Origin of the sequence: Vibrio sp. 1F263, from assembly GCF_041439035.1 — a bacterium.
GTDB classification, from domain to species: domain Bacteria; phylum Pseudomonadota; class Gammaproteobacteria; order Enterobacterales; family Vibrionaceae; genus Vibrio; species Vibrio tasmaniensis_A.
In genome coordinates this window covers 31,792-57,433 of the sequence record NZ_JBGONI010000035.1, presented here as the reverse complement: position 1 = coordinate 57,433, position 25,642 = coordinate 31,792, and the positions used below count along the sequence as shown (strand labels likewise).

At 44.7% G+C, this 25,642-nt stretch carries 22 protein-coding genes; 13 read left to right on the top strand and 9 right to left on the bottom strand.

Features of this window, described 5'->3' with window-relative positions; all coding sequences use genetic code 11:
• Nucleotides 1-913: 913 nt before the first annotated feature.
• The 4 genes from ACED25_RS18610 to hemC are packed head-to-tail and all read right to left on the bottom strand — an operon-like array spanning nt 914 to nt 5,009.
• Nucleotides 914-2,095, bottom strand: coding sequence for a heme biosynthesis protein HemY (locus tag ACED25_RS18610; RefSeq protein ID WP_371695855.1), 1,182 nt, complete (start codon nt 2,093-2,095; stop codon nt 914-916).
• Complete coding sequence (locus tag ACED25_RS18605) at nt 2,095-3,321, bottom strand: uroporphyrinogen-III C-methyltransferase (protein WP_371695854.1); 1,227 nt, start codon at nt 3,319-3,321, stop codon at nt 2,095-2,097. Before ACED25_RS18605 ends, ACED25_RS18610 begins: the two co-directional genes overlap by 1 nt.
• A gap of 18 nt (nt 3,322-3,339) precedes the next feature.
• Nucleotides 3,340-4,068, bottom strand: a complete 729-nt coding sequence (locus ACED25_RS18600; protein WP_009848204.1) for a uroporphyrinogen-III synthase — start codon at nt 4,066-4,068, stop codon at nt 3,340-3,342.
• Between the two features lie 2 nt (nt 4,069-4,070).
• The gene (gene hemC, locus ACED25_RS18595) at nt 4,071-5,009 is read right to left on the bottom strand and encodes a hydroxymethylbilane synthase (protein ID WP_009848205.1); all 939 of its coding nucleotides are present in this window, start codon (nt 5,007-5,009) and stop codon (nt 4,071-4,073) included.
• 344 nt (nt 5,010-5,353) lie between these two features.
• Between hemC and ACED25_RS18590 the strand changes: the two genes are divergently transcribed.
• A complete protein-coding gene (locus tag ACED25_RS18590) occupies nt 5,354-7,882 on the top strand; it encodes a class I adenylate cyclase (protein ID WP_017098550.1) in 2,529 nt (842 codons plus the stop codon).
• 71 nt (nt 7,883-7,953) lie between these two features.
• Here ACED25_RS18590 and cyaY read toward each other — a convergent pair whose 3' ends face one another.
• Nucleotides 7,954-8,268: an iron donor protein CyaY gene (gene cyaY / locus ACED25_RS18585; protein WP_009848207.1), complete on the bottom strand. Its 315-nt coding sequence runs from the start codon at nt 8,266-8,268 to the stop codon at nt 7,954-7,956.
• Between cyaY and ACED25_RS18580 the strand changes: the two genes are divergently transcribed.
• The 8 genes from ACED25_RS18580 (at nt 8,248) to ACED25_RS18545 (ending at nt 18,308) form a co-directional block, all read left to right on the top strand.
• Nucleotides 8,248-8,460 carry a lipoprotein gene (locus ACED25_RS18580; protein WP_009848208.1) on the top strand — a complete coding sequence of 71 codons (213 nt, stop codon included), beginning with the start codon at nt 8,248-8,250 and terminating at the stop codon, nt 8,458-8,460. The genes cyaY and ACED25_RS18580 overlap by 21 nt on opposite strands.
• A gap of 41 nt (nt 8,461-8,501) precedes the next feature.
• The gene (lysA, locus tag ACED25_RS18575) at nt 8,502-9,755 is read left to right on the top strand and encodes a diaminopimelate decarboxylase (RefSeq protein ID WP_009848209.1); all 1,254 of its coding nucleotides are present in this window, start codon (nt 8,502-8,504) and stop codon (nt 9,753-9,755) included.
• A gap of 11 nt (nt 9,756-9,766) precedes the next feature.
• A complete protein-coding gene (gene dapF / locus ACED25_RS18570; protein ID WP_009848210.1) occupies nt 9,767-10,597 on the top strand; it encodes a diaminopimelate epimerase in 831 nt (276 codons plus the stop codon).
• A 43-nt stretch (nt 10,598-10,640) separates the two neighbouring features.
• Complete coding sequence (locus tag ACED25_RS18565) at nt 10,641-11,339, top strand: DUF484 family protein (protein WP_012605049.1); 699 nt, start codon at nt 10,641-10,643, stop codon at nt 11,337-11,339.
• Nucleotides 11,308-12,240: a tyrosine recombinase XerC gene (gene xerC / locus ACED25_RS18560; protein ID WP_017098549.1), complete on the top strand. Its 933-nt coding sequence runs from the start codon at nt 11,308-11,310 to the stop codon at nt 12,238-12,240. The genes ACED25_RS18565 and xerC overlap by 32 nt, the downstream gene beginning before the upstream one ends.
• A gap of 15 nt (nt 12,241-12,255) precedes the next feature.
• Complete coding sequence (gene yigB, locus ACED25_RS18555) at nt 12,256-12,972, top strand: 5-amino-6-(5-phospho-D-ribitylamino)uracil phosphatase YigB (protein WP_017098548.1); 717 nt, start codon at nt 12,256-12,258, stop codon at nt 12,970-12,972.
• Between the two features lie 165 nt (nt 12,973-13,137).
• Nucleotides 13,138-15,636: an EAL domain-containing protein gene (locus tag ACED25_RS18550; RefSeq protein WP_029224012.1), complete on the top strand. Its 2,499-nt coding sequence runs from the start codon at nt 13,138-13,140 to the stop codon at nt 15,634-15,636.
• A 191-nt stretch (nt 15,637-15,827) separates the two neighbouring features.
• A complete protein-coding gene (locus ACED25_RS18545; protein ID WP_371695853.1) occupies nt 15,828-18,308 on the top strand; it encodes an EAL domain-containing protein in 2,481 nt (826 codons plus the stop codon).
• 180 nt (nt 18,309-18,488) lie between these two features.
• Here ACED25_RS18545 and ACED25_RS18540 read toward each other — a convergent pair whose 3' ends face one another.
• Nucleotides 18,489-19,085 (bottom strand): tRNA-uridine aminocarboxypropyltransferase, encoded by a 597-nt coding sequence (locus ACED25_RS18540; RefSeq protein ID WP_371695851.1) that lies wholly within the window; start codon nt 19,083-19,085, stop codon nt 18,489-18,491.
• A gap of 2 nt (nt 19,086-19,087) precedes the next feature.
• The gene (locus tag ACED25_RS18535; RefSeq protein ID WP_017098544.1) at nt 19,088-20,626 is read right to left on the bottom strand and encodes a COG3650 family protein; all 1,539 of its coding nucleotides are present in this window, start codon (nt 20,624-20,626) and stop codon (nt 19,088-19,090) included.
• Nucleotides 20,627-20,665: 39 nt separating this feature from the next.
• On the opposite strand from ACED25_RS18535, the gene ACED25_RS18530 reads away from it, so the two are divergent.
• On the top strand, nt 20,666-21,133 hold the full coding sequence (locus tag ACED25_RS18530; RefSeq protein ID WP_017098543.1) for an EVE domain-containing protein: 468 nt from the start codon (nt 20,666-20,668) through the stop codon (nt 21,131-21,133).
• 88 nt (nt 21,134-21,221) lie between these two features.
• On the opposite strand, the gene ACED25_RS18525 is transcribed toward ACED25_RS18530, so the two are convergent.
• Both ACED25_RS18525 and ACED25_RS18520 read right to left on the bottom strand, forming a co-directional pair.
• On the bottom strand, nt 21,222-22,049 hold the full coding sequence (locus ACED25_RS18525; RefSeq protein ID WP_009848219.1) for a Cof-type HAD-IIB family hydrolase: 828 nt from the start codon (nt 22,047-22,049) through the stop codon (nt 21,222-21,224).
• A gap of 190 nt (nt 22,050-22,239) precedes the next feature.
• Nucleotides 22,240-23,220, bottom strand: a complete 981-nt coding sequence (locus tag ACED25_RS18520) for an alpha/beta fold hydrolase (protein WP_009848220.1) — start codon at nt 23,218-23,220, stop codon at nt 22,240-22,242.
• 81 nt (nt 23,221-23,301) lie between these two features.
• Here ACED25_RS18520 and rhtB point away from each other — a divergent pair, with 81 nt between their 5' ends.
• The 3 genes from rhtB to ACED25_RS18505 all read left to right on the top strand — a co-directional run bounded on the left by rhtB (nt 23,302) and on the right by ACED25_RS18505 (nt 25,625).
• Nucleotides 23,302-23,919, top strand: a complete 618-nt coding sequence (gene rhtB, locus ACED25_RS18515; protein WP_009848221.1) for a homoserine/homoserine lactone efflux protein — start codon at nt 23,302-23,304, stop codon at nt 23,917-23,919.
• A 45-nt stretch (nt 23,920-23,964) separates the two neighbouring features.
• Complete coding sequence (locus ACED25_RS18510) at nt 23,965-25,185, top strand: EAL and HDOD domain-containing protein (RefSeq protein ID WP_009848222.1); 1,221 nt, start codon at nt 23,965-23,967, stop codon at nt 25,183-25,185.
• Between the two features lie 98 nt (nt 25,186-25,283).
• Nucleotides 25,284-25,625, top strand: coding sequence for a metalloregulator ArsR/SmtB family transcription factor (locus ACED25_RS18505; protein WP_009848223.1), 342 nt, complete (start codon nt 25,284-25,286; stop codon nt 25,623-25,625).
• Nucleotides 25,626-25,642: the final 17 nt, after the last annotated feature.

The following is a 25,642-nucleotide window of genomic DNA, read 5'->3' as shown; positions in this document are numbered from 1 at the left end:
GGCCTGTCACGCCGGGGGTCGCGGGTTCGAGTCCCGTCCACTCCGCCACTTATTAAAAAGCCCTGCTAGAAATAGCGGGGCTTTTTTACATCTCAAGAAAAGTGTTTTGCTTGTAGATTGTATGAGTGCTGTAAAGGCATAGAGCCCCTACACTTCACGCTATTCCGGCACATATTAGAAAGCCTAGTCTGACGACTAGGCTTTTGTCGTTTCCGGCATCTGAGTTTATTATTCGTCTCCGACTTTTGTTGAAGCGTTTTTCGTTGCTCACGAACTCTGATATTCCAACACTTATTATAAAAGTCTTGCTCTTTCTAGAAGCGCTTGATTACGTTTGTGGCTATCGATTCAATGATTAACCTTTAGAGAATGTCTTAGTGAGGTTTACTTCCTACTAATTTGAACTGGTTGATAAAGATGTCTTGTCTTTAGTCACAAGGTTTTGCTGGTTCGGCAACTCTTGCTATATCCCTTCTACTTAATAGATGAATCTACAGAGCTGTTACGTGAAGCCCCGGATTTAGCGTTTTATAGTTGGAATATTGATGGCCATTTAATTGCTAATTCAGCGTGATTTAACGTGGCTTTCGGTCTGTTGGTTAATATCTTTAAATGTCTTCTCTCAAAGTGAGCTCCTTTTACTCTTCAGCTTAGAGGCGTCACTTTTCTTTATGATTCCTCTCGAGCCTCTTCTTAGGGCTTGTTTATAAAAATCGCAAAACTACATACAGACACAATTAAAGTAGTTCTCTGTGTGTTTGAGAGGCTCCATTGCGTAATTTAATAGTTAGTTTGGTGGCGTAGCGTTGGACGCGTAGGGTTCGATGAGATGTGTTGTAGAAGTTATCTAGGGGTAAATAACAGATACAAAAAAGCCGATGCTAGACATCGGCTTAGTTTGAGTCGTTTTGAATTACGCTGGTTGAACGAGAGCGAGCGCTTTACGAGAAACCTCGTGAGCTGCTTTCGTTAAGTTTTGCTTCTCTAGTGCGTCAGATAGGTATCCGTAATCTGAGACATTTGAACGAAGTGCTAGGGCTTTTTCGAAGTGGTTTTGTGCTTCCGCCCACTTCTGCTCTCTTAGGTAGAACTGAGCCAGAGCGCTGTGTGCTTCGGCATTACCACTGTCTTTACTGATAGCACGCTCTAGCATCACAACTACTGGGTGGTGATCGGCAAGATTTAGCTCAGGAAGTAACATATAGAGCTCATTTGAACCACTCTTCGCAATGTTTTCTTTAATCACTGTGAAGGCTTCTGAATCAGCTTTACGAGCGATCAGTTGCTTCACAAAACAAGAAACAAGGTGAGAGCTTTGTTTTTGCTTTCTTGAAAGCTTATTCCAATGACTGATTAAACCTTCGCTACCTTGCTGCTGTGCCACATCGTGAAGCAAACCACATTGAGCTTTCTGTTCCAGCTCAACTTGTTCATCAGGTGTAAGAAGCTTGTTCTTAGCCAGCTTAGGCGTTAGCTCTAACAGTGGCTGCCACAGCTTAAGCTGCATGTAAGTGGCTTTTAGCAGGCCAAGTACGGCGGTGTTATTCGGGTACGAACCTTTCAATGTTGAAAGTGTATCGAATGCGGCTTCGTAGTTCGACTCACTGATCTGTTGTTTTGCTTTCGTTAGCTCAACGGCCAATAGAGAGTCCTCTTGTTGGCTAGCAAGCTCAATGTACTTATCACGCTCACTTGTATTGCCTTGTTCGTGAGCAGCTTGAGAAGCGACTAAATAACAAAGTAGCGGCATGTCGTGGTGGTTAGCCCAACGAGTTACCTTCTTCTCTGCGCCTTTCCAGTCACCTTCAAGCAGCTTGATGATGCCTTCATTGGTATAACGACGAGAGCGCTTTAGTTTACGAACACTGAACCAGTTCCAAGTTGTCGAGCTTGCGTACATAAGCTTTTTAAATAGGTACTCTAAGCCGAATAGAGCCGCTAGAAGAGCAATGACAAAGATAACCAGTGTTGTCACGCTCATCTCAATGGTCTTATTCGCAATTGAGATCAGGACGTAGCCTTGTTGACCAGAGAACTGAGTACCAACAATTAACCCAGCACCTAGAACGAGAAAAAGAAAAATCCAACGAATCATTATTTTTCCTCCGGGGTCATAACGGTGACTTCACGACGTAGGCGTTCACGTATAACGTCTGATAACTCATTTTGAGACTCAAGTTTCACAGGGTATTTCACAGAAATATTCTGCTCGCTCAGCTGCTTAATTGCCTTCTCAAACTCAATCACTGAGTTGTTATCTTGGTTTAGGTAGGACTTCGACCACTCGTTAGCTGTTTGTAGTGCTGCACTGTAGACATCACCTTGTTCTTTGTAGACAGCGCGAATTGCGGTCTCTAGTTTGCCCTTGATATTCTCACGCAGGTAAAAGTGTTGCTCAGGAGAGAGTAGAGGAATAACTTCACCATCACGACTGCGGAATGTGATGAAGTTTTCTGAAAAGTCTTTCATCGACGTCATCAGGTTGTTCTGCCAGTCATTAATATCTTGAGATACGGCTTTTTTCTCAACAACGGCAGCCTCAGGCAGGATTGCATTGGCAAGCGGCAGCGTATCGACTTGTTGTTGTAGGCTTGTGATGCGTAGAACTAAGCCATCACGGTCGATAAGAGGAATAGTGCGAAGCTTAGTAATGTCATTGGTCATTGATTGACGAAGAGAGACCAAGCTTGGGTCATTCAGTGCGGCGATACGCTGATCGGCGCTTTCCATTAGTTTGGTTGCACTAACGGCATCATGCTCGAGGAACAGTTTACGTCCTGCTAGTTTCACAAGGTAATCAGCTTCAGCAAGCAACCAGTCATTTGGACGGCGACCTTTAACGTCAGCAACCGCTAGCTGTAGGCTTTGAATGCTCTTCTGTTGCTGAGATTGTACGACTTGAGTTTTCTCCACCGCATGTGATGCTTCTTGGATGGTCTCTTGCTTGATGGTTTGTAGGTCTTTATTTACTGCAGATTGAGTATTTTGCAGTTGTGCTTGAAGAGCTGCGATCTGAGCTGAGTACTCAGCGCTCTTTTGCTGCATTTGAAACGCGATGCCGCCGCTAAAAATAATAGAAATAGCGATCGCAATAGCGCCTAGTTTGACACCGCGCTTACCTTGCTTTTCCGCTTTCTCTATTTGCTCTTTATGTTCGGTTTGAGGCTGTTCATTTTGAGCGGTATTTGGCGCAGAGGCATCGAGCGTCTTTTCAGGTTGTTTTGTCTCTGTAGAGTCAGCTTTTTCGTTTTCAACAACTACTGGCTGAGTGTCTTGTTTCTTTTCAGGTTCAATATGCTCATTATTTTTTTTGCTTGTCATGCTTATTTCCTGTTCTAGCTAGGGCCGGAGAGCAGCCAGTAATATTTGGTTCGTAGCACTGTGAGTATTGGTCACGTTCGAGAAGCCGAGTTGTTGTGCTCGTTCTACTATGCGCTGGCTTGGGACAAATAGATGTCTTGTTGAAAGCCAAGCCAAATACTCATCAGGGGTAATTGAGCAGAGATACTCCAATTGTTCCTGACTAGTGATGACAACTTTGGACGTTTTTTTGTTTATCCATGTTTGATAGGTATTGTGGTCGCTAATAGGAATATATTCTCTACGGTAGGTCTCACAATAAGAGACTTTTGCACCTCGATTGAGTAGAGAATCTCTAATGAGCTCACGCCCACCATTTCCACGCAGTATCAAAATGGATTTATTATCTACGCCATTAAGTTCAGTAAGTTTGAGAAGATGTTCACTATCACTCACTTTGGGATAGTTTACTTTTTGTTTACTAACTTTGCTTAAAACGTGCGCAGTTTTTTGACCAACGCCAAGATAAAGCGGCGAAGTTGGCCAAATAGATGAAGTTTTCGAAAGGATGTTTTGGGCAGCGGTCACGGCGTGGTGACTGACTGCAATAATGATATCGCTGTTATTAAGCTGGGTGCTTAAATCCGATGAGTGTGGATTATCAACGATACGAATAAGCGGATGATGGATTGCTTGAATCCCTTCATCCGCTAGTTGTTGGCAAAGCGATTGTCCCTCTGAACCGGGACGAGTCACCAACACTGTCATAGTTATTCTTGGTCTGCGTATAGCTTGGTTAAGATTTCTCTCGCGCCATCATCCAGCAATTGATTTGCCAGAGTAACGCCAAGTGCTTCTGCATCTTTGCGAAGGCCAGAGATCTCACCACGAACCATTTTAGAACCATCTGGTTCGCCTACTAATGCACGTAGCCAGATATTATCGCCATCTAATAATGAGTAGCTACCGATAGGAACCTGACAACCACCTTCTAGAGTTAGGTTCATTGCACGTTCGCATAGCACACGATCGGCTGTGTCTTTGTGGTTCAGTGGCTCAAGAAGCTTGATTAGACGTTCATCATCTAGACGACACTCAATACCAACAGCGCCTTGCCCTACAGCAGGTAAAGACTGTTCAGGTTCGATAAAGCTACGGATACGCTCTTCTAGCTCTAATCGCTTAAGGCCAGCTGCTGCCAGCACGATAGCATCGTATTGACCATCATCGAGTTTACCTAGACGAGTACCAACGTTGCCACGCAGCTCTTTGATGATGAGATCTGGGCGGTATTCTAGCAACTGACATTGACGACGCAGGCTGCATGTACCTACGACAGCACCTTGTGGTAACTCATCGATGTTGTTGTAAGTATTTGACACGAAAGCATCACGAGGATCTTCGCGCTCACAAATAGTTACTAGACCTAGACCTTCAGGGAAGTCGACCGGTACGTCTTTCATTGAGTGAACTGCGAGGTCAGCACGACCTTCTAGCATTGCTACTTCAAGTTCTTTAACGAATAGCCCTTTACCGCCTACCTTAGCAAGTGGCGTGTCTAGGATGATGTCACCTTTGGTCACCATAGTTACCAACTCAACCTCTAAACCAGGGTGAGCAGCTTGCAGTGCATCCCTTACAAAGTATGCCTGCCAAAGGGCAAGAGGGCTTTTTCTGGTCGCGATACGAATTGGTGCTGAATTTGTCATGGTGTTTCCGATATAGGTTCTGTAATAGGCTAATCCTACCATTGTGAGGCGAAAATTCTTACTGTTTGATCATTCGATACTTTGATAGCAGAGGGAATTTCATGAGTTCACCAAAATAGTGTGATTGGTATCTCATTTGAAACATGGGCTATTATTAGAAATAGTCAATAAAGAGGACACTACGGCGCCGCGAGTTTTACTTTCAGTCATCAAGGGATTCGTAAGTATGACGGCGTCCTTTGCTTTACCGATAAGGGTAAAAGTGTTAAATTGATCACGTTTTGTTGCTGCTTTCGTTCAGTAACTAAACAGAAGTACACTTAATCTCAAACCAAGGACTTACCTTGCAGGCTTACACTCAAACTTTGATTCAACGATTAGACAATCTAAATCAGCAGCGCATTGATCGTGCGTTGGCGTTGATGAATGTGCAGGGCCAGCGAGTTTTTAACCTTATCCCCGCGCTGCTTCACTTCAATCATCCGATGATGCCTGGTTATTATGACCAACAAGTTCCTTTTGGAATTCGTAGCTTCACGCTTAATGAATTCCAAAAGCAATTTGTCTCTGATACTGAATTAACTCTGGGCGGAAAACTTACCGAGGCCGCTGAACCAGCAATCTTGGGCTTGTACACCATGGGCAGTACTTCTTCTATTGGTCAAAGTACCTCAAGTGATCTTGATATCTGGGTGTGTGTATCTCCAGATATGGATGGCGCATCTCGCGATAGCCTGACCAATAAATGTCTGCTTATTACTGATTGGGCTGAAACCTTAGGGGTTGAAGCGAACTTCTTTTTGATGGATGAACAGCGTTTCCGCTCGAATCATTCTGAAGAGATGACCGGTGATAACTGTGGTTCTTCACAGCACTTACTACTGCTTGATGAGTTCTATCGCTCAGCCGTTCGTTTGGCTGGCCAGCGTTTGTTGTGGCAAATCATCCCGCCAGAAATGGAGGAGTGCTACGACGAGTATGTCCAAGGTTTATGTAACGATGGTTATCTTGATTGCTCGCAGTGGATCGATTTCGGCAAGCTGAACAGTATTCCTGCTGAAGAGTACTTTGGTTCAAACCTATGGCAGCTCTATAAGAGTATCGACTCACCGTATAAATCGGTGTTGAAGGCGATCCTGTTAGAAGCTTATTCATGGGAATACCCAAACACCCAGCTTCTTAGTATTGACACCAAGCGTCGTTTCTTCGCAGATGAACCTGATCTGTATGGCATGGATAGCTACTATCTGATGCTTGAGAAGGTAACTCGCTACCTAGAACGTATCAACGACCATACTCGATTGGATTTGGTGAGACGCTGCTTCTATCTTAAGACCCACGAGAAGTTGTCACGAGATGCGGGTATTGGTTCTGTCGCATGGCGTCGTGAAGCCTTAACCGAGATGACTAAATCTTGGAACTGGGGACAGGAAACCATTGCTGAGCTCGACAACCGCCGTAACTGGAAGGTTGAGCAGGTTAAAGTGGTGCACCATGCCCTGCTTGATGCCTTGATGCTGAGCTATCGTAACCTGATTCAATTTGCACGTCGTAACGACATCACTTCAGCTATCAGCCCGCAAGATATCAGTATCTTGGCACGTAAACTTTACGCTGCGTTTGAGGTGTTACCAGGCAAAGTGACGCTACTGAATCCACAAATATCCCCGGATCTCCATGAGCCTGATTTGAGCTTTATCGAAGTTCGTCAGGGTCAGTCAAATAAAGCGGGTTGGTACTTGTACAAACAGCCTTTGATTGCACATCGCATTCTCGGTCAGCCTTCACTTGAGCACCATGAGTACTTGAGTAAGTTGGTTGCTTGGTCGTTCTTTAATGGCCTAATTACAGAGTCGACGCGTTTGCACTCTGTGGTTCGAGATGCTCATATTGATATCGATAAATTTTATCAAATGGTGAGCGATCTACGTAATACCTTCTCTTTGCGTAAGCGTCGACCGAGTATGCAGGCACTGGCGAGCCCGTGTGAGATAAGCCAACTGGCGATGTTCATCAACTTTGAAAATGACCCGACGTCTGAATTAAGTGGTCGCGCATTAAAAGTGGATCTTAAGAATGCCGATATTTTCAGTTTTGGTGAAGAAGGTAAGAGCTTAGTCGGTAGTGTCGATCTGGTTTATCGGAACTCTTGGCATGAAGTTCGTACACTTCATTTCCAAGGTGAAACCGCGATGCTCGACGCGCTGAAGACGGTACTGGGTAAAATGCACCAGGATGCGTTGCCGCCAGAGTCGGTTGATGTGTTCTGTTACAGCAAAAACCTACGCGGTGTGATGCGTAATATGGTGTATCAACTGCTTGCTGAGTGTATCGATTTGCGATTAAAACCAATTGAGCCAGAGAAACGCCGCCGATTTAAAGCTATTCGCCTGGCAAACAAAATGTTTGGTCTGTTCTTTGAACGTCGTGGCGTATCGGTACAGATGTTGGAAAACTCGGTCGATTTCTATCGTAGTATCTCGACGAATAAGCTGAAGGGCTCACCTTTACTGATGCTCGATAAAGAGCAAGAGTATCAGCTACCAGAAGTGGTTGATGGTTTTGCGAGTGAAGGTTTAATTCAATTTTTCTTTGAGGATACCGACAAAGGTTTCAATATTTATGTATTGGACGAGTCGAATCAGGTTGAGGTGTATCACCAGTACAGCGGTGAAAAAGATGAGATGATCGCAAGCGTGAATTCTTTCTACACTTCAGTAAAAGATGAGTCAAAGGTGTCGTCTAAGTTGATTAACTTTAACCTACCTCAGTACTACCAAATTGTTCACCCTGAAGAAGGTAACTCTTATGTGGTGCCATATCGTAACGATGCGACTTTAGCTTCTCGGAGCTCAAAGATAGTCAATATCTAGTCTTACCAAGACTGATTGATATTAAAAAAGGAGTGATTGATTCACTCCTTTTTAGTTTTGCTTACAAATGATTAGACCCAATTAATCTCTTCATCTGCGTGCTTTTCGCACTCTTCTTTGACCATCTCAAACAACGCCATGCCCGTCTTTGAACATGTCCACTTGTCGTCAACTAGCTTGAAGTGAAAGCCGCCAGATTTAGACGCTAACCAGATCTCACGCATTGGTTCTTGGCGATTGATGATAATTTGGCTGCGGTTTTCAAACTCCAACGTCATTACGTTACCAGTCACTTCATAATCAATATCTGCCTCTGATTCATCGATCGCTTCTTCGATGTTTTGCATCTGTATATCGACCAGCTTATGAAATTCAGTCTCGTTCATCCTTTCTATCCTATTGCTTTTCCTGAGTGTGGTGCGATTATAGGGGGCATTGAGTTAATAATCACGATGTGCAAAATGAAAAAACTAATTACCGCTCTGTTTATGGTGTCCGTTATTGGACTTTCTGGTTGTGGTCAAACGGGTCCTTTGTATGATCCTGATGAAGTTCAACAGACTGAACAATCACAATAAGTGAAACACGCAGAAATCGTTATTTATAAGGGATAAGAACTTTGGATTACTTCAACTATCAGGAAGATGGCCAGCTTTGGGCTGAGGACGTCGCACTTTCACAACTAGCAGAGCAATATGGTACACCGCTGTATGTATATTCTCGTGCCACATTAGAACGTCACTGGAACGCATTTGACTCATCGGTAGGTGAGCACCCGCATTTGGTGTGTTACGCCGTTAAAGCTAACTCGAATCTAGGTGTGTTGAATACCTTAGCTCGTTTGGGTTCTGGTTTTGACATCGTTTCTGGTGGTGAGCTAGAGCGTGTGGTTGCTGCAGGTGGCGATCCGGCGAAAGTTGTTTTCTCTGGTGTCGGCAAAACAGCCGCAGAAATGAAGCGAGCGCTTGAGTTGAACATTAAATGTTTCAACGTAGAGTCTGAGCCAGAACTGGAGCGACTGAATAAAGTGGCCGGTGAACTTGGAGTTAAAGCGCCGATTTCACTGAGAATCAACCCTGATGTTGATGCCAATACTCACCCTTATATCTCTACGGGTCTGCGTGATAACAAGTTTGGTATCGCCTTCGATCGTGCTCCTGCTGTTTATGCGTTTGCTAAAACACTCGATAACTTGTCTATCCATGGTATTGATTGCCATATCGGCTCTCAGTTAACGGATATCGAACCTTTCATCGATGCCACTGATCGCTTGCTTGCGTTGATCGATCAACTACGAGCTAACGATATCAACATCAAGCATCTTGATGTTGGCGGTGGTTTGGGGGTGGTTTATCGTGATGAATTACCACCACAGCCCTCTGACTACGCGAAAGCCTTGTTGGCTCGCCTAGACAATCATTCTGATCTAGAGCTGATTTTCGAGCCAGGAAGAGCGATTGCGGCTAACGCTGGTGTATTATTAACAAAAGTCGAGTTCCTTAAGCCAACAGAGCATAAGAACTTTGCCATTATCGATGCGGCAATGAACGACCTGATGCGCCCTGCACTTTACCAAGCTTGGCAAGATATTGTTCCAGTTAGCCCGCGCCAGGGTGAAGCTGTGACTTACGATTTAGTTGGCCCTATATGTGAAACGGGTGACTTCCTAGGTAAAGATCGTGACCTTGTTCTTGAAGAGGGCGACTTATTGGCTGTTCGTTCAGCAGGTGCTTATGGCTTCGCAATGTCATCCAACTACAACACTCGTTCGCGTGCGGCAGAAGTGATGGTTGATGGCGATAAAACTCATTTGGTTCGTCAGCGTGAAGAGCTTACGAGTCTGTGGGAACTTGAAAACATTCTTCCGGAGTAATTTTAAGCGTTATGCACTTCCACTTTTCTAAAATGCATGGTTTGGGCAATGATTTCATGGTCGTGGACTGCATTACTCAAAATATTTTCTTTTCTCCAGATTTGATCCGTCGTTTGGCGGATCGTCACACTGGTGTGGGTTTCGACCAGCTACTTGTAGTTGAAGCTCCCTATGATCCTGAAACTGACTTCCATTACCGCATATTTAATGCAGATGGCAGTGAAGTGGAGCAGTGTGGCAATGGTGCGCGTTGTTTTGCTCGATTCGTTCGCATGAAAGGCTTAACGAATAAGTACAGCATCAACGTGAGCACCAAGAAAGGGAAAATGGTTCTTAAGATTGAAGACAATGATTTAATCACTGTCAACATGGGTATTCCTGAGTTCGAACCGGGCAAGATTCCATTTAAGGCGAAGCAGCCAGAAAAGACGTATATCCTAAGAACGGATGTACACACCTTGTTCTGTGGTGCTGTTAGCATGGGTAACCCACATGTGGTTACCGTAGTTGATGACGTCGATACAGCAGATGTGGATACCTTAGGTCCGCTGCTTGAATCTCACGAACGTTTTCCTGAGCGTGTTAATGCTGGCTTTATGCAAGTGGTTAATCGTGAAGAGGTTCGCCTGCGTGTTTACGAACGCGGTGCGGGTGAAACTCAGGCGTGTGGCAGTGGCGCATGTGGTGCAGTTGCTGTTGGTATAACACAAGGCTTACTGGCTGAGAATGTGAAGGTTCGTCTACCTGGTGGTGACTTACACATTAGCTGGCAAGGCCCTGGGAAACCTCTGTTGATGACTGGCCCAGCAACGCATGTGTTTGATGGTCAGCTTTCTTGCTAATAACGATATAACAAATAGATTTATAAAAAATAAAGGATAGGTTTTGTCTTACGTTGAAGGCGACACTCTGACTGCAGAGGTGGTTGCGGAATATTTACGTGATAACCCAGATTTCTTTCAAAACAGGAAAGATTTGGTTGATCGCCTTGCTATTAATAATGTTGAGCAGGGCGCTGTTTCTCTGGTTGAGATTCAGCTTAAACGTCAGCGTCATAGAATCGAAGAGCTGGAAGAAGAGATCACTGGCCTGATGTCACTAGCGGCGAATAACGATAAAACTTTCTATGAATTCATGGATCTGCAAACTCAAGTGTTGAAATGCAGTGACTTCATTCAGGTTATCAAGGCTGTTGAACAAAAAGCGTTGGAACTAGGGCTTAAGGCTCATGTACGAGTTCTCTCACAATTAGGTTTTTATCAGCTGAATGAAGAGCGTTACTCGAAATTTTCACTTAACCATTTCAATGGCAAAGATGCTTATCTAGGGCGATTGAGAAAGGCAGACAGACACGATTTGTTTGGTGATTATCCAGTTCCAGAGCTAGGCTCTTATGTAGTGCTACCCCTTGCTAAGCGATCTCCACTGGGTGTACTCGCTTTTTCTAGTGAAGATGGCGGACATTTCCAGCCTCATATGGACACGCTCTTTTTACGCCATTTAGCACTTGTTGTCGCTCATTTGGCGGACACCTTACCTTGGCAGATAAATAATGAGCCTAGAGCCCAAAATACCTCTTCCTAACAGCCTTCAAAAGTCGCTTTCTCGCTTCTATGAATATCTTAGAAGTGAGAAGGGACTCAGCTTACACACCCAACGTAACTACAAACAACAACTTGAAACCATGGCCGCTCATTTAGTTACTCTGGGACTAACGGACTGGGGACAAGTCGATGCGGCGTGGGTAAGACAACTTGCAAGTAAAGGCATGCGCGAAGGAATGAAAGCGAGCAGTATTGCGACTCGCTTATCGTCACTGCGCAGCTTCTTTGATTTCCTTGTCTTGCGTGGCGAAATGACCGCCAATCCAGCCAAAGGGGTTTCAGCACCTCGTAAACAACGTCCTTTGCCTAAAAACCTCGATGTTGATGAAGTCGGTCAGTTGCTTGATGTGAATGAGGACGACCCACTGTCAATTCGCGACCGAGCGATGATGGAAGTTATGTATGGTGCTGGATTACGTTTGGCTGAGCTGGTCGGTATCAATCTTAAAGATGTATTGGGTCGACAAGGCGAAATCCGAGTGATTGGTAAAGGCGACAAAGAACGCAAAGCGCCTTTTTCTGGTTTAGCGAAAGAGTGGGTTGATAAATGGCTCAAAGTTCGTGGTGCACTAGCTTCGCCGGGTGAAACCGCTCTGTTTGTCTCTAAACTCGGGACTCGTATTTCTCATCGCAGTGTTCAGAAGCGTATGGAGGAGTGGGGCAAGAAGCAGGCTGTTGCCAGTCATATTAGCCCGCATAAACTGCGTCACTCCTTTGCAACGCATGTACTGGAGTCGAGCCAAAACCTTCGTGCGGTTCAAGAGTTGCTCGGGCATGAAAACATCTCGACAACCCAAGTGTACACTCACTTAGATTTCCAACATTTAGCACAAGCTTATGACCAAGCTCATCCAAGAGCTCGTAAGAAGAATAAAGATTAGATTAAAGGTTTAACTATGCGAATTTATCGAGGGTTAAAGCCCATCAAAGCCATGACCTTTGATTTGGATGATACCTTGTACGACAACTGGCCTGTGATCATGAAGGTTGAGAAAGAGATGGCGCAGTGGCTTTATCAAAAGCATCCGGTGTCTGCTTCTCTTTCGTTAGAAGAGTGGCAAGGTATCAAACAGCAAGTCGCCTCTGAAAACCCAGCGTTAAAGCATGATGTCACCGTGTGGCGAGAAACACAGATTAAGCGTGGTTTGTTACAACTGGGGTATTCTCAGCAGCAAGCAGAACAAGCGGCTCGTGAAGGCATAGAACACGCCTTGTGGCTGCGTAATCAGGTGGATGTGCCACAGGAAACGCATCGAGTGATGGCTGAGCTGAGCCAACGTATTCCTTTAGTTGCGATTACTAATGGCAATGTCGACCCACATAAAATTGGCTTGGGGCAGTACTTCCAATTAATCCTTAAAGCCGGTCCTGACGGCAGAGCAAAACCCTACCCAGATATGTTTGATAGAGCTCAGCAATACCTAAATTGTGACGCTGAGAATATTCTCCATGTTGGTGACCATCTTAGAACCGATGTCTATGGAGCGAAGACAAATGGTTTCCAAGCATGCTGGTTTAATGATACTGGTTCCAATTTATATGATTCCCCTAAGGCAACAGTGCTGCCTGATGTTGAAATAGAGCAACTTAGTGATCTTATGCGATTAACTTAATGGCCGTAGTAAGCTTAATGTGTCGCATTTATGATATTGAATTGTTACATTAGTCACAATTAAATGCCTGTTTAGGCTAGGATAATTGGCGACTACTTTTGATCGGAATTTTTGATTCATAGTAGTACGGGTTCTCATTTCACTCGATTTCGAACAAGGGTTGGCATGCAAACATTTACATTTCTCGCAAATACTGAGGAGTTATTTAAGTCTCAATTTGATCAGCGAGAGTGGTGTGACAGCAAACAGTACCTTATTCAAATTTTCTCTGCTCAGTCCTCTGATATCGCTCGTCGAATTGCCAATGCAGCCCTCAATCGCATAGGGCATGCGACGTTAATCGGTCAGAGCGCCCGTTATGTTATCTGTGATAACAGCCTGAAGCATGAATGTACCTTAGTCGTCGTCAGTGAATTTAACGATACCCATTTAACGTCTACAGTTCAGACGTTTACCGGAAACCCAAATCAAGACAGCCAAGATCTCGCTTCTCAATTAAACCTTACAGAAGAAACCAAAACGGTTATCAGCTTGTGCGATCAGGTTGAAGGGCGTGACTATCCTATTTATAGCGCCTTTGAGAGTTTACCTTACGCATTACCAGTTGCTGGTGGGCTGTGCCACGAGAATGGATATGGCCGTTGGGTTATGCATAATGAGCAAACCTACCAACATGCTTGTGTTGCGGTTGCATTGACTAACCCTAGCTTAAAGATTTGGTCGGACGCGTATTCTGAGTGGAATCCTATTGGGATGAAATTGCGAGTGACACACGCAGTTGGAAATCGTTTATATGCGTTGAATGACAAGCCGGCTATCGAGGTGTTCAAACATTACCTTGCTGATGGTAAAGATCTCCCTTTTAGTCAGTTGATGAGCTTCCCCCTGTATCGAGAGCTCGGCAGAAAGAAGTGCATCTCGACGCCTCTACGTATTAATGATGATGGTAGTATTGAGTTTGATAGCCCTTGGCATGTCGGCGAAGAGGCCCAGTTTTGTTATAACCATCCTTCTTTGACCGCAGAAAAAGTTCGTCACGGCGCTGAGATGCTTGCCGTGCATCAGCCTGAATCTGTGATCATCTATAACTGTGTATCTCGACTAGAGTTTATCGACAGTAAACTTGAGCTCAAACCATTTGAAGGGATAGTAAACGCGTGTGGTGCATACTGCATGGGAGAACTATATCGCAACGACGATCGCCAAGAGATACTGCATCACAGCCTTACCTATATTGCGATGAGAGAGTCGGACGAGATTAATGAGTTTCGTTGCGAAGATTTCAAGCGAGACTCAACGGTATCGCCACTACTCAACTTAGTCAGAAATGCGGTCGCAGACCTCGACAGTATGAACACTCAGATGGAGAACAAACTCCATCAACAGGCACGTCGCTTAACTGAAAGCTACCGTATTGACTCTCGCACAGGGCTACCCAACCGTATTGTATTAAAAGAACGCCTCAATACGATTTTATTCAATGAACATCTGTTGACGCTGAAGCTGACTAATTTTCATCAAGTTAACGAAAAATACGGTTATCAAGTGGGTGACCAATTACTGCTTGATCTGTCGAATCATTTTGTCGACCGATTGCACCTTAGTGTGGCTAAGGAATCCAAGGTAAAGGTTGAACTGTTCAGTATTGGTGTCGGTGAGTGGGCAATTATCTTTAACGCGAGTGTCGATAGCGTGAAGATAGAGCAACGTTTCGTCGAGTTTGCTGATGGTATTGAGCATATTAATTTTGAGCCATATGGATTAACCGACATAGACTACCTTTCGGTTTCTCTGTGTGGTGGTTTCGCTAGTCGCTGTGATTTCTTAGCTGATAGCGGTGATGAGATCTTGTTGAAAGCGATTGAAGCTCGACGCTACGGGGTGCGGAACAATACTCACATCACTAATGCCAAAAACATTCAGGTGAGTGAGGAAGATCGTAAAGAACAACTAGGCTGGTTGAGCTGTGTAAGCCGCGCAATCTTAGATCAGAACATTATCACCTACTCACAGCCGATTGTGGCGTCTGGTACTCACGAAATGATTGGCCAAGAGTGCTTGGTCAGAATCATGGAGTCGGATGGTACCATTGTACTCCCTGGTAAGTTCTTACCCATTATTGCTGACACGCATCTCTATACTCGCCTTAGCCGGCACATGATTCGAAACACCATTGGCTACATGGCAAATAAGGAGAGTTCTTTTTCAATCAACCTATCCCCACAAGACTTACTGAGCGATAAGACGCTTGAGGTTCTCGAGTCAGCGATTAGTGGTATGAACGACCCCACTCGACTTGGTCTAGAGGTTCTCGAGTCTGAACAGATCAAAGATTATGGCCGCATGATAGAAGTGTGTGATCACTTCCGTGCTCTTGGGGCGAGAATCATTGTTGATGACTTTGGTTCTGGTTATTCCAATATTGATGAGATCATTAAACTTGAGCCGCAGATCATTAAGCTCGACGGTAGCTTGATTCGCAATATCGACAAAGACCCAAAGCAAAGGAATATCGCCTCTCAATTAGTACGCTTGTGTCAGGTGTTTAACGCCAAAACAGTTGCCGAATTTGTCCATAACCAACAGGTTTGTGAAATTGCAGAGCAAATGGGTGTCGATTATCTGCAAGGTTATTACTTTGGTGAGCCTAAGCGACTGTTTTAGTTATTAAAACCCTCAGATCTTAACGTTACTTGCTTTTAAAGTGCTTCACTGGCACTGATGATGGCTCTTTAGTGGAATGAATGATGTCTAACTAGCGTCACATTATTTATAAGACGATTGTAAGTATTCCGTGCAAGCTTTATCTATAATAAGCACAATAACAAATCATTAACGTAACGATTAATGTGAATATGCAATCGACCTCTTTCCAGATACAAGACATTAAGTGCACCCAGCGTGAATTGCAAAAGATAGATTTTCATCAACATGACAATCTACTGATTCAGGTGTTTTCTTCTTTCGAGAAAGATTCGGTGTTGGCTGCCTGCCAAGTAATTCAGTCGACTTTCCCCAACGCCAAATTGATTGGTTGTAGCGCTAATCACTACATCAGCCAAGGTGTGATCCTGCATAAAGGTCTCTATGTTATTGTTACTCGCTTTGAGGCGACGTCTTACACTTGTGGTGTTGTCGAATATAGCGAGCAGCCTCGACGGGATAGCCAAGCGATGTGGCAGCAGCTTGAATGTAATGCTGATACTCAAAGCATTATCTGTTTCGCCGATCGCTTGCAGATAAATAACCAAGATCTATTTTCAGCGTTTGAGCAGTCGATATATTCATTACCTATTTGTGGCGGTGCATCGACCATTACAGAGCATGGACGATGGGTGATGCTCGATGGTATTTGCTATGAAAATGCCTATGTCATGTTAGCACTGCACAGTGTTGAACTCGCAATTACTAAGGGGTATTACTGCGAATGGAACCCCATTGGTCGTACCTTCCGAGTGACTGGCGCTCAAGATAATCGGCTAGCTGAATTGGACGGTATACCTGTCCGAGAAGTCTATAATCGTTACCTCGCTGACGGTCTCGAAATCCCTTTTGAGCAACTGTATAACTTCCCCTTGATGGTCGGTGAACCCAAAGACCAGAACACTCACTTACCGCTCAAGGTGACAGAGGGCGGAGAGATAGAATTCAGTGGGTCGTTTCAGGTTGGTGATGAGGTGCGGTTTTGTTATGACCACCCTTCATTGACCCTAGAACAAATCCGACTGGGCGTTCAACAGATTACTTCCCATAAACCAGAACAGTTTTTTATCTATAACTGCACTTCGCGCATTGATTTCATTGATGGCAACCAAGAGGTTGAGGTTTTCCAAGCATTAGCGGACACCTATGGCGCGTACTGCATGGGAGAGCTCTATCAAGATAATGACCAGCAACGAATTTTGCATCATAGCCTCACTTATCTTGCGCTTAGGGAAGGTGAAGGCAAGGCGGTATTGCCATTAGAGACACAACCCGCGACCAATATTTCCCCTCTGTTTTCATTGATACGAAATGCTCTGCTTGATGTCGATGACATGAACAACAGTATGGCGAGTAAGATTCAACAGCAAGCGACCGCATTGACCGCGAGCTACCGAATTGATCGCCGTACAGGTTTACCTAACCGAAGCGTACTGCGTGAAAAACTGTCAAAAATGAGTACCGATAGTCATTTGTTGGCTTTGAAAGTCACGACATTTGGCCAAATCAATGAGAAGTATGGCTATCGAGTCGGTGACAAGCTTCTGCATGATTTAAGCGAGTATTTTCAAAAGGCGCTGTGGCAGTTCTTTGATGAGGGGTGTCAGCTCTATAGCATTGGTATTGGTGAGTGGGCGGTGGTGTTTGATAGCTGGGTGGGGCAAGAACATATTCATCAGCGTTTTTCTGAATTTGCAGACCAAACGGAACATGTGAATTTTGAACCAACGGGGTTGCCTGATATTGATTACCTGTCGGTATCCATCTGTGCGGGTATAGCCAGCCGTCGAGATTTTCCTACGACCTCGATTGATGATTTGTTGTTGAAGGCGATTGATGCTAGGCGCAGCGCTGTGAGTCAGAACAAGCATCTAGTGAGCGCCAAGACGCTCATTCAATTGGAGAAGCATCGCCAAGAGCAGCTTGGCTGGCTGTCGTGTGTCAGTCGCGCGGTGCTTAATCAGAATATTGTGGCGTGTTCCCAACCTATTGTCTCTGCGCACAGCCATCAGGTAGAAAGCTACGAGTGCTTGGTTCGAATTGAAGAAGATGGACAACTGATTGTGCCGGGTAAGTTCTTGCCAATCATAGAAGGAACGCATCTCTATACGCGTCTGAGTCGCCAGATGATAACGCGTACCTTTGATTTTATGAGTCAGCGAACCGATTCGTTCTCAATTAACTTGGCGCCACAAGATTTTAGCAATGAGAAAACCATTCTTCACCTTGAGCAAGCGATCAAGAAAATCAGTCACCCACAGCGTCTTGGCTTAGAGGTGTTAGAAACGGAACAAATTCAGGATTACGGTCGCTTGATCGAGGTGTGTAATCACTTCCGCGACCTTGGTGTGAATATTATTGTTGATGACTTTGGTTCCGGCTATTCGAACATTGATGAGATATTGAAGTTAGAACCACAAGTCATAAAGCTTGATGGCAGTTTAATTCGGAATATTGATAAAGATAAGAAACAGCGCAAGATCGCTCAGCAACTGGTGAGTTTATGTCAGATTCTGAATGCTAAGATGGTGGCTGAATTTGTTCATAACGAACAAGTGTGCCGTATTGCCGAAGACATGGGTGTCGATTACCTGCAAGGTTACTACTTTGGTCAGCCTCAACGCTTATTCTGATAGGGAGAGTAAAATCTCTTTTCAAGGAACAGCTAGAGTGTGCGTTTCACGTGAAACACTAAATGGTTCAATAGATTAAAGTACGATGTAAAAAGGGTGAGCTCATGGCTCACCCTTTTTGTTTTCAGTATCTGTCCCGTTCTGAAATGTGTCTGTTGTCTTCCCGCGCTCTTGCTTGAACTATTTGAGAGCATGGCCACATTTGTCGGCGTGGAATACTTTTAGATACTGTTGGTAGTAGTCATCAATGAGCTTGGCAGGTTCGCTTTCACCTAAAGATTTGAGCAATTCAATGCCCACTTCGCAAGTACACAAATGGCCACTGTCTTGATTGCGGCGCAAGTTGTAAGAGGATTCGCTGGTGATGTCGAGATGAACTTGTGGGACTGCTTGTAACCACGAGCTCTTGTTAAGCATCTTCTTCGCTTCTTGCCATGTGCCATCCAAGATGATGAATAGCGGTTTACGATTCTGGGCTTGGGTCATCACAGCTTGCTGACACTCGATGCTTTGATCACTTGGGAATAACAGAAACGGTTGTCGTGTTTCATCTTCAAGCAGTGCCATTAGATCCGCTGGTGGTGTTTTCCTTTGCCATACCAAGGACTGACACTGCTCAAGAGATTGCTGAAGCAGCTTTCCGGTGTTGGTGTCTCGCGACAGCTCATTCTCATGAGTCAATAGTACAAGATCAGTTTGGCTTTCAACCGTCGGTATTAGATGACAAACGCACTGGTGAGTGAAGCCACAACCAGGGCAAGCTTGTTGATTACTCATGGTTATAGCTTAACTCCGCTTTGCGCTGGTGATATGCCATCAGCAAACAGAACCACGTCGCTGATATCAGCATCATTTGCAACTGGAGCGACACTTGGATTCAGTGGGTAGCTAACACCGGTGTAAGACAGTGTGTGCTTCGCAGGTGTTGCTCCACCGCCACTGACATTGAAGATCAGATCCTGCCAGCCGTGGTTTTGCGATTTACCTAAGCGTATGTCGCCCTTAACCAGTGTCACTCGGCTATTGAAGCGCCAGTTATCTTGATGGTTTTCGAAAATCAGCAGTGTACAGCCACCCGAGCCACACCAGTCCAGTTGAGCAAACAACTCTTCCTTACCATCACCGTTTAGATCGTAGGTTAGCCAGCGGTACTGAGTGTTGTCTGGATCGGTATTGTTGATCTTAAAATACTCGCGGATCGCTTGGTCGACTTTTGGATCAAGTTGATCACTGGAGTTGACCTGCTTAGCGGTTAGATCAACGTTAGCGGGGGTGTTTGCTTGCGCACTCTTAGCTTCGAATAGCACCAGACCGCCATTGGCAATCGGATAGACCACGTTGCCCACTTTCTCTTTTTCAGCGATTAGCTTGCCATTATCGAGTGTGAAGATACGCTCGGAGATTAAATACTGTTGCTGGTGGCGAGTCATAACCACTTGTACCTGATTTTGGTTCAGTTGCTGCCAGAAGCCCTGCTCAACAATAGAAGGGTCTCCATTGCTGTATGAATAAGTCGTGATAGCACTGTGGTCATTGTTGAGTTCAAGGTTGATAGAGAACCCTGAGTTTTGCGTTGAGCTAGCGAAGTAGAGTCCGCTCCAGTCCAATGTTGGATCTTGGTTTGAGACCGTTGCACAGCCATTATAGTTACTGTCATTGAGGTTAAGCTTGGCATGCCATCCATAGATAGAATCACTCATACCGTCGCTACAGCTCTCCTTCGTAAGGTTGAGTTTGCCTTGTGCTGTTTTACCCTCTAATTGGTAATCACGACTACTTGGTGTGGTGCGGCTTGATTCAATATCGAGGAGCTGTGGTTGTTCGCCCATCTTAGTGTATTTGAGCTGGTCTTTATCGAAGGTTGCTGACCAGAAGGGTTCATTACCGAATACTCGTGTTGAACGCAGTGGTTGGTCACAACGATTAGGATTTTCTGCGGTTAGGATATTCACTTGATCAACCACGAAACGTGCCGTGAAATCTGCGTTATACCCGGTTTGGCTCGGTACGGTTAGGTGACCAATCAGCTCGCCATATAAAGCTTGGTAAGGTCTCGTTGAGAGCCCTTGTGCTTCTAGCGCTAACTCTGGAGATAAGTCTAACCAGTATTGTTGTTGGCTACCGCAAGGGGTGAAGGTTCGGCTTTCATGGCCAACCACAACCTGACCACGCATGATGAAGGTTTGCGGTTGAATGCTCAGTGGCTCATCCAAGGTTGCTGGGGGCAATTCAGGTTGTTGTGGCGTATCAGGTGCCGTAACACAGCCTTGTAGAGCGAATGCGACTAGCCATGTCACTGGGTTTTTCATTACCTTCATGTTATATCTTCCTCGGAGCAACCGTTAATTGGATTTATTATGGCATATTGGTTATTTAAAACAGAACCCGACACCTTTTCTATTCAGACTCTGAGAGTACAAAAAACCTCTTGTTGGGAGGGTGTACGCAACTATCAGGCTCGAAACATGATGCGTGATGACGTCAAGCTTGGAGACTTGGTGATGATATACCATTCATCATGTAAAAAAGTTGGCGTGGCGGGGATCGCGAAAGTAACCAGAGAAGCCTACCCAGACCACTTTCAGTTCGACCCAGAGAGTGATTACTACGACCCTAAGTCTTCGCCCGATAATCCGCGCTGGATAATGGTTGATGTTGAGTTTGTGCGAGTGACTGAACGCTTGATTCCTTTGGCAACACTTAAAGCCATGCCTGAACTGTCAGAAATGCCACTGGTTAAACGGGGCAACCGATTATCGATCATGCCGGTTACCGAACAAGAGTGGCAGGCAATATTAAGCAAAGAAATACAGGGTTCTCGATAGCGTTAGAGAGAGCTTTTTACGTAAGGTTCAAAAAAGGCAGCCAGTTGGCTGCCTTTTTATTTATTCAGATCTTTTCGACGAGACGAGATTAGAGCAGGTGCTTTTCTAGATAGTGAGCAACGGCGTCGTCTGCGTTGCTGCCAATCACTTCATTGTCTGGTAGAGCTTTCATCACCTTTTCATGTGATGTGCCCATGATTAGACCTTTACCCGCCATCGCCAGCATCTCTGCGTCATTCATGCCATCACCAAAGGCAACACAGTTATCCAGTGTCAGGTTCAATGATTTCGCAACAGCGTCCAAGGCGTGGCCTTTAGATACTTCAGCGGCCATCACTTCTAAACACCAAGGTGTTGAGAAGGCGATGTTCAGTTTGTCTCCAAACGCATCTTTTAGCTTTTGCTCAAACGTGACCAGATATTCGTGGTCTTGCTCTGGATGTGTGAAGAAGACTTTAGCAATGCCGTCGCTTGGGGCATTATCAGCTTCAAATCGCTTGTAGCTAAAGCCAGACTCACTATGGAACTTAGCGAGCATTTCGTCTTCACGGTCGAGTAGCCAATCTTCATTCTGGTACATATGAATAAAGATATTTGGATCTTGGCGAACAATATCAATAACCGGTTGAACTAATTTCTGAGGGACGTCCTGGCTATACATCAGTTGATCGTTCTGGTCGTGTACGCGAGCACCGTTTGACGTGATCATGTATGCCGGAATCCCTGCAATTTGACGAATCCCTGCTACGTCGACGTGATGGCGACCCGTAGCGAAGATAAAGGTGTAACCTTGCTCGTGTAACTTCTTAAGCGTTAGTTTGGTAAAGTCGCTTAGCTGATGGTTGGGAGCCAAAAGCGTACCATCTAAATCAGAAGCAACAATTTTCACGGAATCTTTAAGTGCAGGAATAGTCATTTAACCCTCATTGCAAAATGCTTAGCAAATATCAATACTAGCCAACGCTAGCATCGTTTTAACCACAATATCTCTAGGTGGAAATTGTATGCCAATTTCATGCAAGAAAAGAGGGCAAAGCTCACTTACTTCTCTTCCTCTTTAGCGCTTATCTTCTTGGTCGGTTACTTAGCCTATTAGCTTATTCGATCTAGGCAAAAAACTGATTGATAGCATCCAGTGTGTGATTACGGTATTCATCTTGCTCAAACAGTACCTCATGCCTAGAACCCTCAATCACCTTAAACTGGCAATCAGAGTTGGTTTTTTTCAGCTTATTGATGAACTTCACTTGAGCATCGTTACTCACAATCTTCTCTTCCCCTGCCTGAATCAATAGCAGTGGGATCTTGATTTGACGAGTTTGTTGTATTGCCTGCTTGGCGGCCATTAACCCTTGCCATACCCAGCGAGTACTTGGTCCGCCAACCTGCAAAGAAGGGGAACCGTCATATAAGCAACGGAACCACTGATAGCGCACCTTACTGTGGCTTAATAAGTTATTTTCGAAGGGCTTAGAGTAATACGCCTGTTGCCCGGGGGCATAAGTCGGCTTGGCATAGAAAGCGGTGAGAGCTTGCCCAACAAGCATTGCGATAGGCTTGAAGTACCATTCAGTATTTATCCCAAACATCGGAGCGCACAGAGTGACTTTGTCAAACGGGTGGTTGGGATGAGTTTGCAAGTAGCGAGTGGCGATTGTACTGCCCATCGAATGTGCGAGCAGGTAGCGATTGGAATACTTGCTAAGATCAAAACTGGCAATAATGTCAGACATATCTGATACGTAATCATCAAACTCGTGAATGTGACCAATGTCAGAGTCTGTTACCATACGTTCCGACTGACCTTGACCTTGGTGGTCAAATGAATAAACGTCATAACCTTGCTGATAGAAATCATAAAAGAGCTCTTGGTATTTTAAGCAGCACTCGATGCGACCATTTGAAATAACAATAGCTTTGGTGTGTGTCGGAGAAGTTAAGCTACACCAGTACAACCTTTTTTTACCAGATGATGTAACATAACCATCCTTTCGTTGTTGCCAAAGGGTGGAGATCGGGTGTTTAATCGCTTGCTCGAACTCAGGTTCTTGCGTGTATGAAAACAGGGTGGCACTGTGGTTTTCCATGGGAAATTACCTGAACTGATGCATGTGAGAGCGTCATCGCTACTAATGTTGTTAGATTAAAGAACTAGTAAGGAAATGCAAATGGATACTCATGTTTGGCTTGCTTATGTCGTCACGGCGATTTTGTTTAGTTTGGCACCGGGCTCAGGTACCGTTAACTCAATCAGCAATGGGCTCAGCTATGGCACCAAGAAGTCACTTGCGTCGATCGTAGGCTTACAGCTCGGTCTTGCATTTCATATTATGCTGGTGGGAGCGGGTATTGGTGCACTAGTGGCAAAATCCGCCTTGGCATTTACCATCATCAAATGGGTGGGCGTGGTTTATCTTCTATGGTTAGGCATTCAAAAGTGGCGTGATAAGTCTAGCTTGGTGGCTTCAGAAGAAAAATCAACGCTATCGAGTGGCAAGCTGCTCAGAAATGCAGTGCTTATCAATTTGACTAACCCAAAATCTATCGTGTTCTTAGTTGCTCTGTTTCCGCAATTTATCGATCCGACACAACCGCAAGCACCGCAGTTGTTGGTGCTTGGAGTGACCACTGTATTTATTGATAGCGTGGTTATGTTGGGTTACACCTCATTAGCTTCACAAATGGGACGTTTTATTCGCTCAGATCGCATAATGGGTAAGATAAATAAAATATTTGGTGGTATGTTCATGGGTTGCGGCGCTTTGCTGGCTGCTGCCAAAGCTTAATGAAAGTAATAGAGTTATAGTTAAATCAATTAGAGTTATCAATAAATGACCGCTACGTACGTTGCTCGACAACCTATCTTAAACCGTAACAAGAACACGCTTGGTTATGAGCTGCTGTTTCGTGACGGTGATAGGAATGCCTACCCCGCGCATATTGAGTCTAATCGAGCAACGTATCGCCTGATCGTTGAAAACTTCTTGTCCGTTGGGCTTAACCCTTCGATCCCATCTTCACGCTGCTTCATTAATTTTCCGTATCAAAGCTTGATTCGTCGTCTTCCAATGAGCTTACCGAAAGATAAGGTCGTAGTTGAGATTCTTGAAACCTGCCAACCGACCGATGAGCTATTAGAGGTAATCAAAGAGCTTTATCAAGCAGGGTATATGATTGCCCTAGATGACTTTACTTCGACACCTGAGTGGGAACGTTTCCTTCAATATACGCATATTGTTAAGCTTGATATCATGCAGATGGGGTTGGATGCGGCGTGTGAGTTAGTCAAAAAGCACGAAGGGAAGAAGTATAGTTTTCTTGCTGAGCGGGTTGAAACGGAACAAGAGTTCCAACAAGCGAAAGAAGCAGGGTTTAAGTTTTTCCAAGGCTATTTCTTTAGTAAGCCCGAAATCATAAAGACTAAGTATATTAGCCCAGAGCAAGTGATAGCGATGGAGCTATTCCAAGAGGTCTGTAAGCCGGATGTCGACTTCCAACGTGTTGAAAGCATCGTCGCGAAAGATATTGCCTTATCCTATAAGCTTCTGCGCTTTGTGAATACTATGTCACCCCGCCTTGAGGTCACCATCTCTTCATTTCGTCAGGCCTTGGTTTATTTAGGGCAAGAGAAATTGAAAATGTTTGTCTCGCTAGCAGTAGCGTCTTATGTCTCTGATAAAAAGCCCAAAGAGCTGTATGGCCTGTCTTTGCAGCGTGCGCAGTTTTGCCAACGGATGTCTCGTTACCAAGTATTTAAAGGGCATACTGAACAAGCCTTTATGATTGGTTTGTTCTCATTGCTTGATGCGTTGCTCGATCTGTCGTTAGAGAACTTAATTGAACAATTACCGTTATGCACAAGTATTAAGGTGGCCTTGCTGCGCAGAGAAGGTCCATATGGCGCATTATTAGCGCTTGAAGAAAGTTTCGAACATGCTGATTGGCAAAAGATTGATGATCACTGTGCTGATCTAGGTTTGAACGTGGAACAAGTGAAAACAGAACTCACTGAAGCTCGACGTTGGAGCCATATTGTTACCAACAAACTCTGATATTTTTCGTTAAACTTTTATGACAATGAAAACGCACGCCTTGACGTGCGTTTTTTTATAACTAATATATATGCATATCCATATATGAGTATGTAGTTATGCTTCCTCACCAATTTTTTAAATTACTGTCTGATGAAACGCGAGTGCGTTGCTTAATGTTGATTGTGCGCCAAGAGTGCCTATCTGTTGGTGAGTTGACTCAGGCATTACAAGAAAGTCAGCCAAAGATTTCCCGCCATCTTGCGCAGTTGCGTTCAAACGGAATTTTAACTGACGTTCGCCAAGGGCAGTGGGTGTTCTACCGTCTGTCACAAGATTTACCGGGTTGGATGCTAAAGTTAATTGATGACCTTATCGCATCGAACTGTTTGAAAACTGAATACCAACAGGATATTGAGCGCCTAGAAGCCATGACTTCACGCCCTCAATGTTGCGTTTAAATACATTTAAATTTATT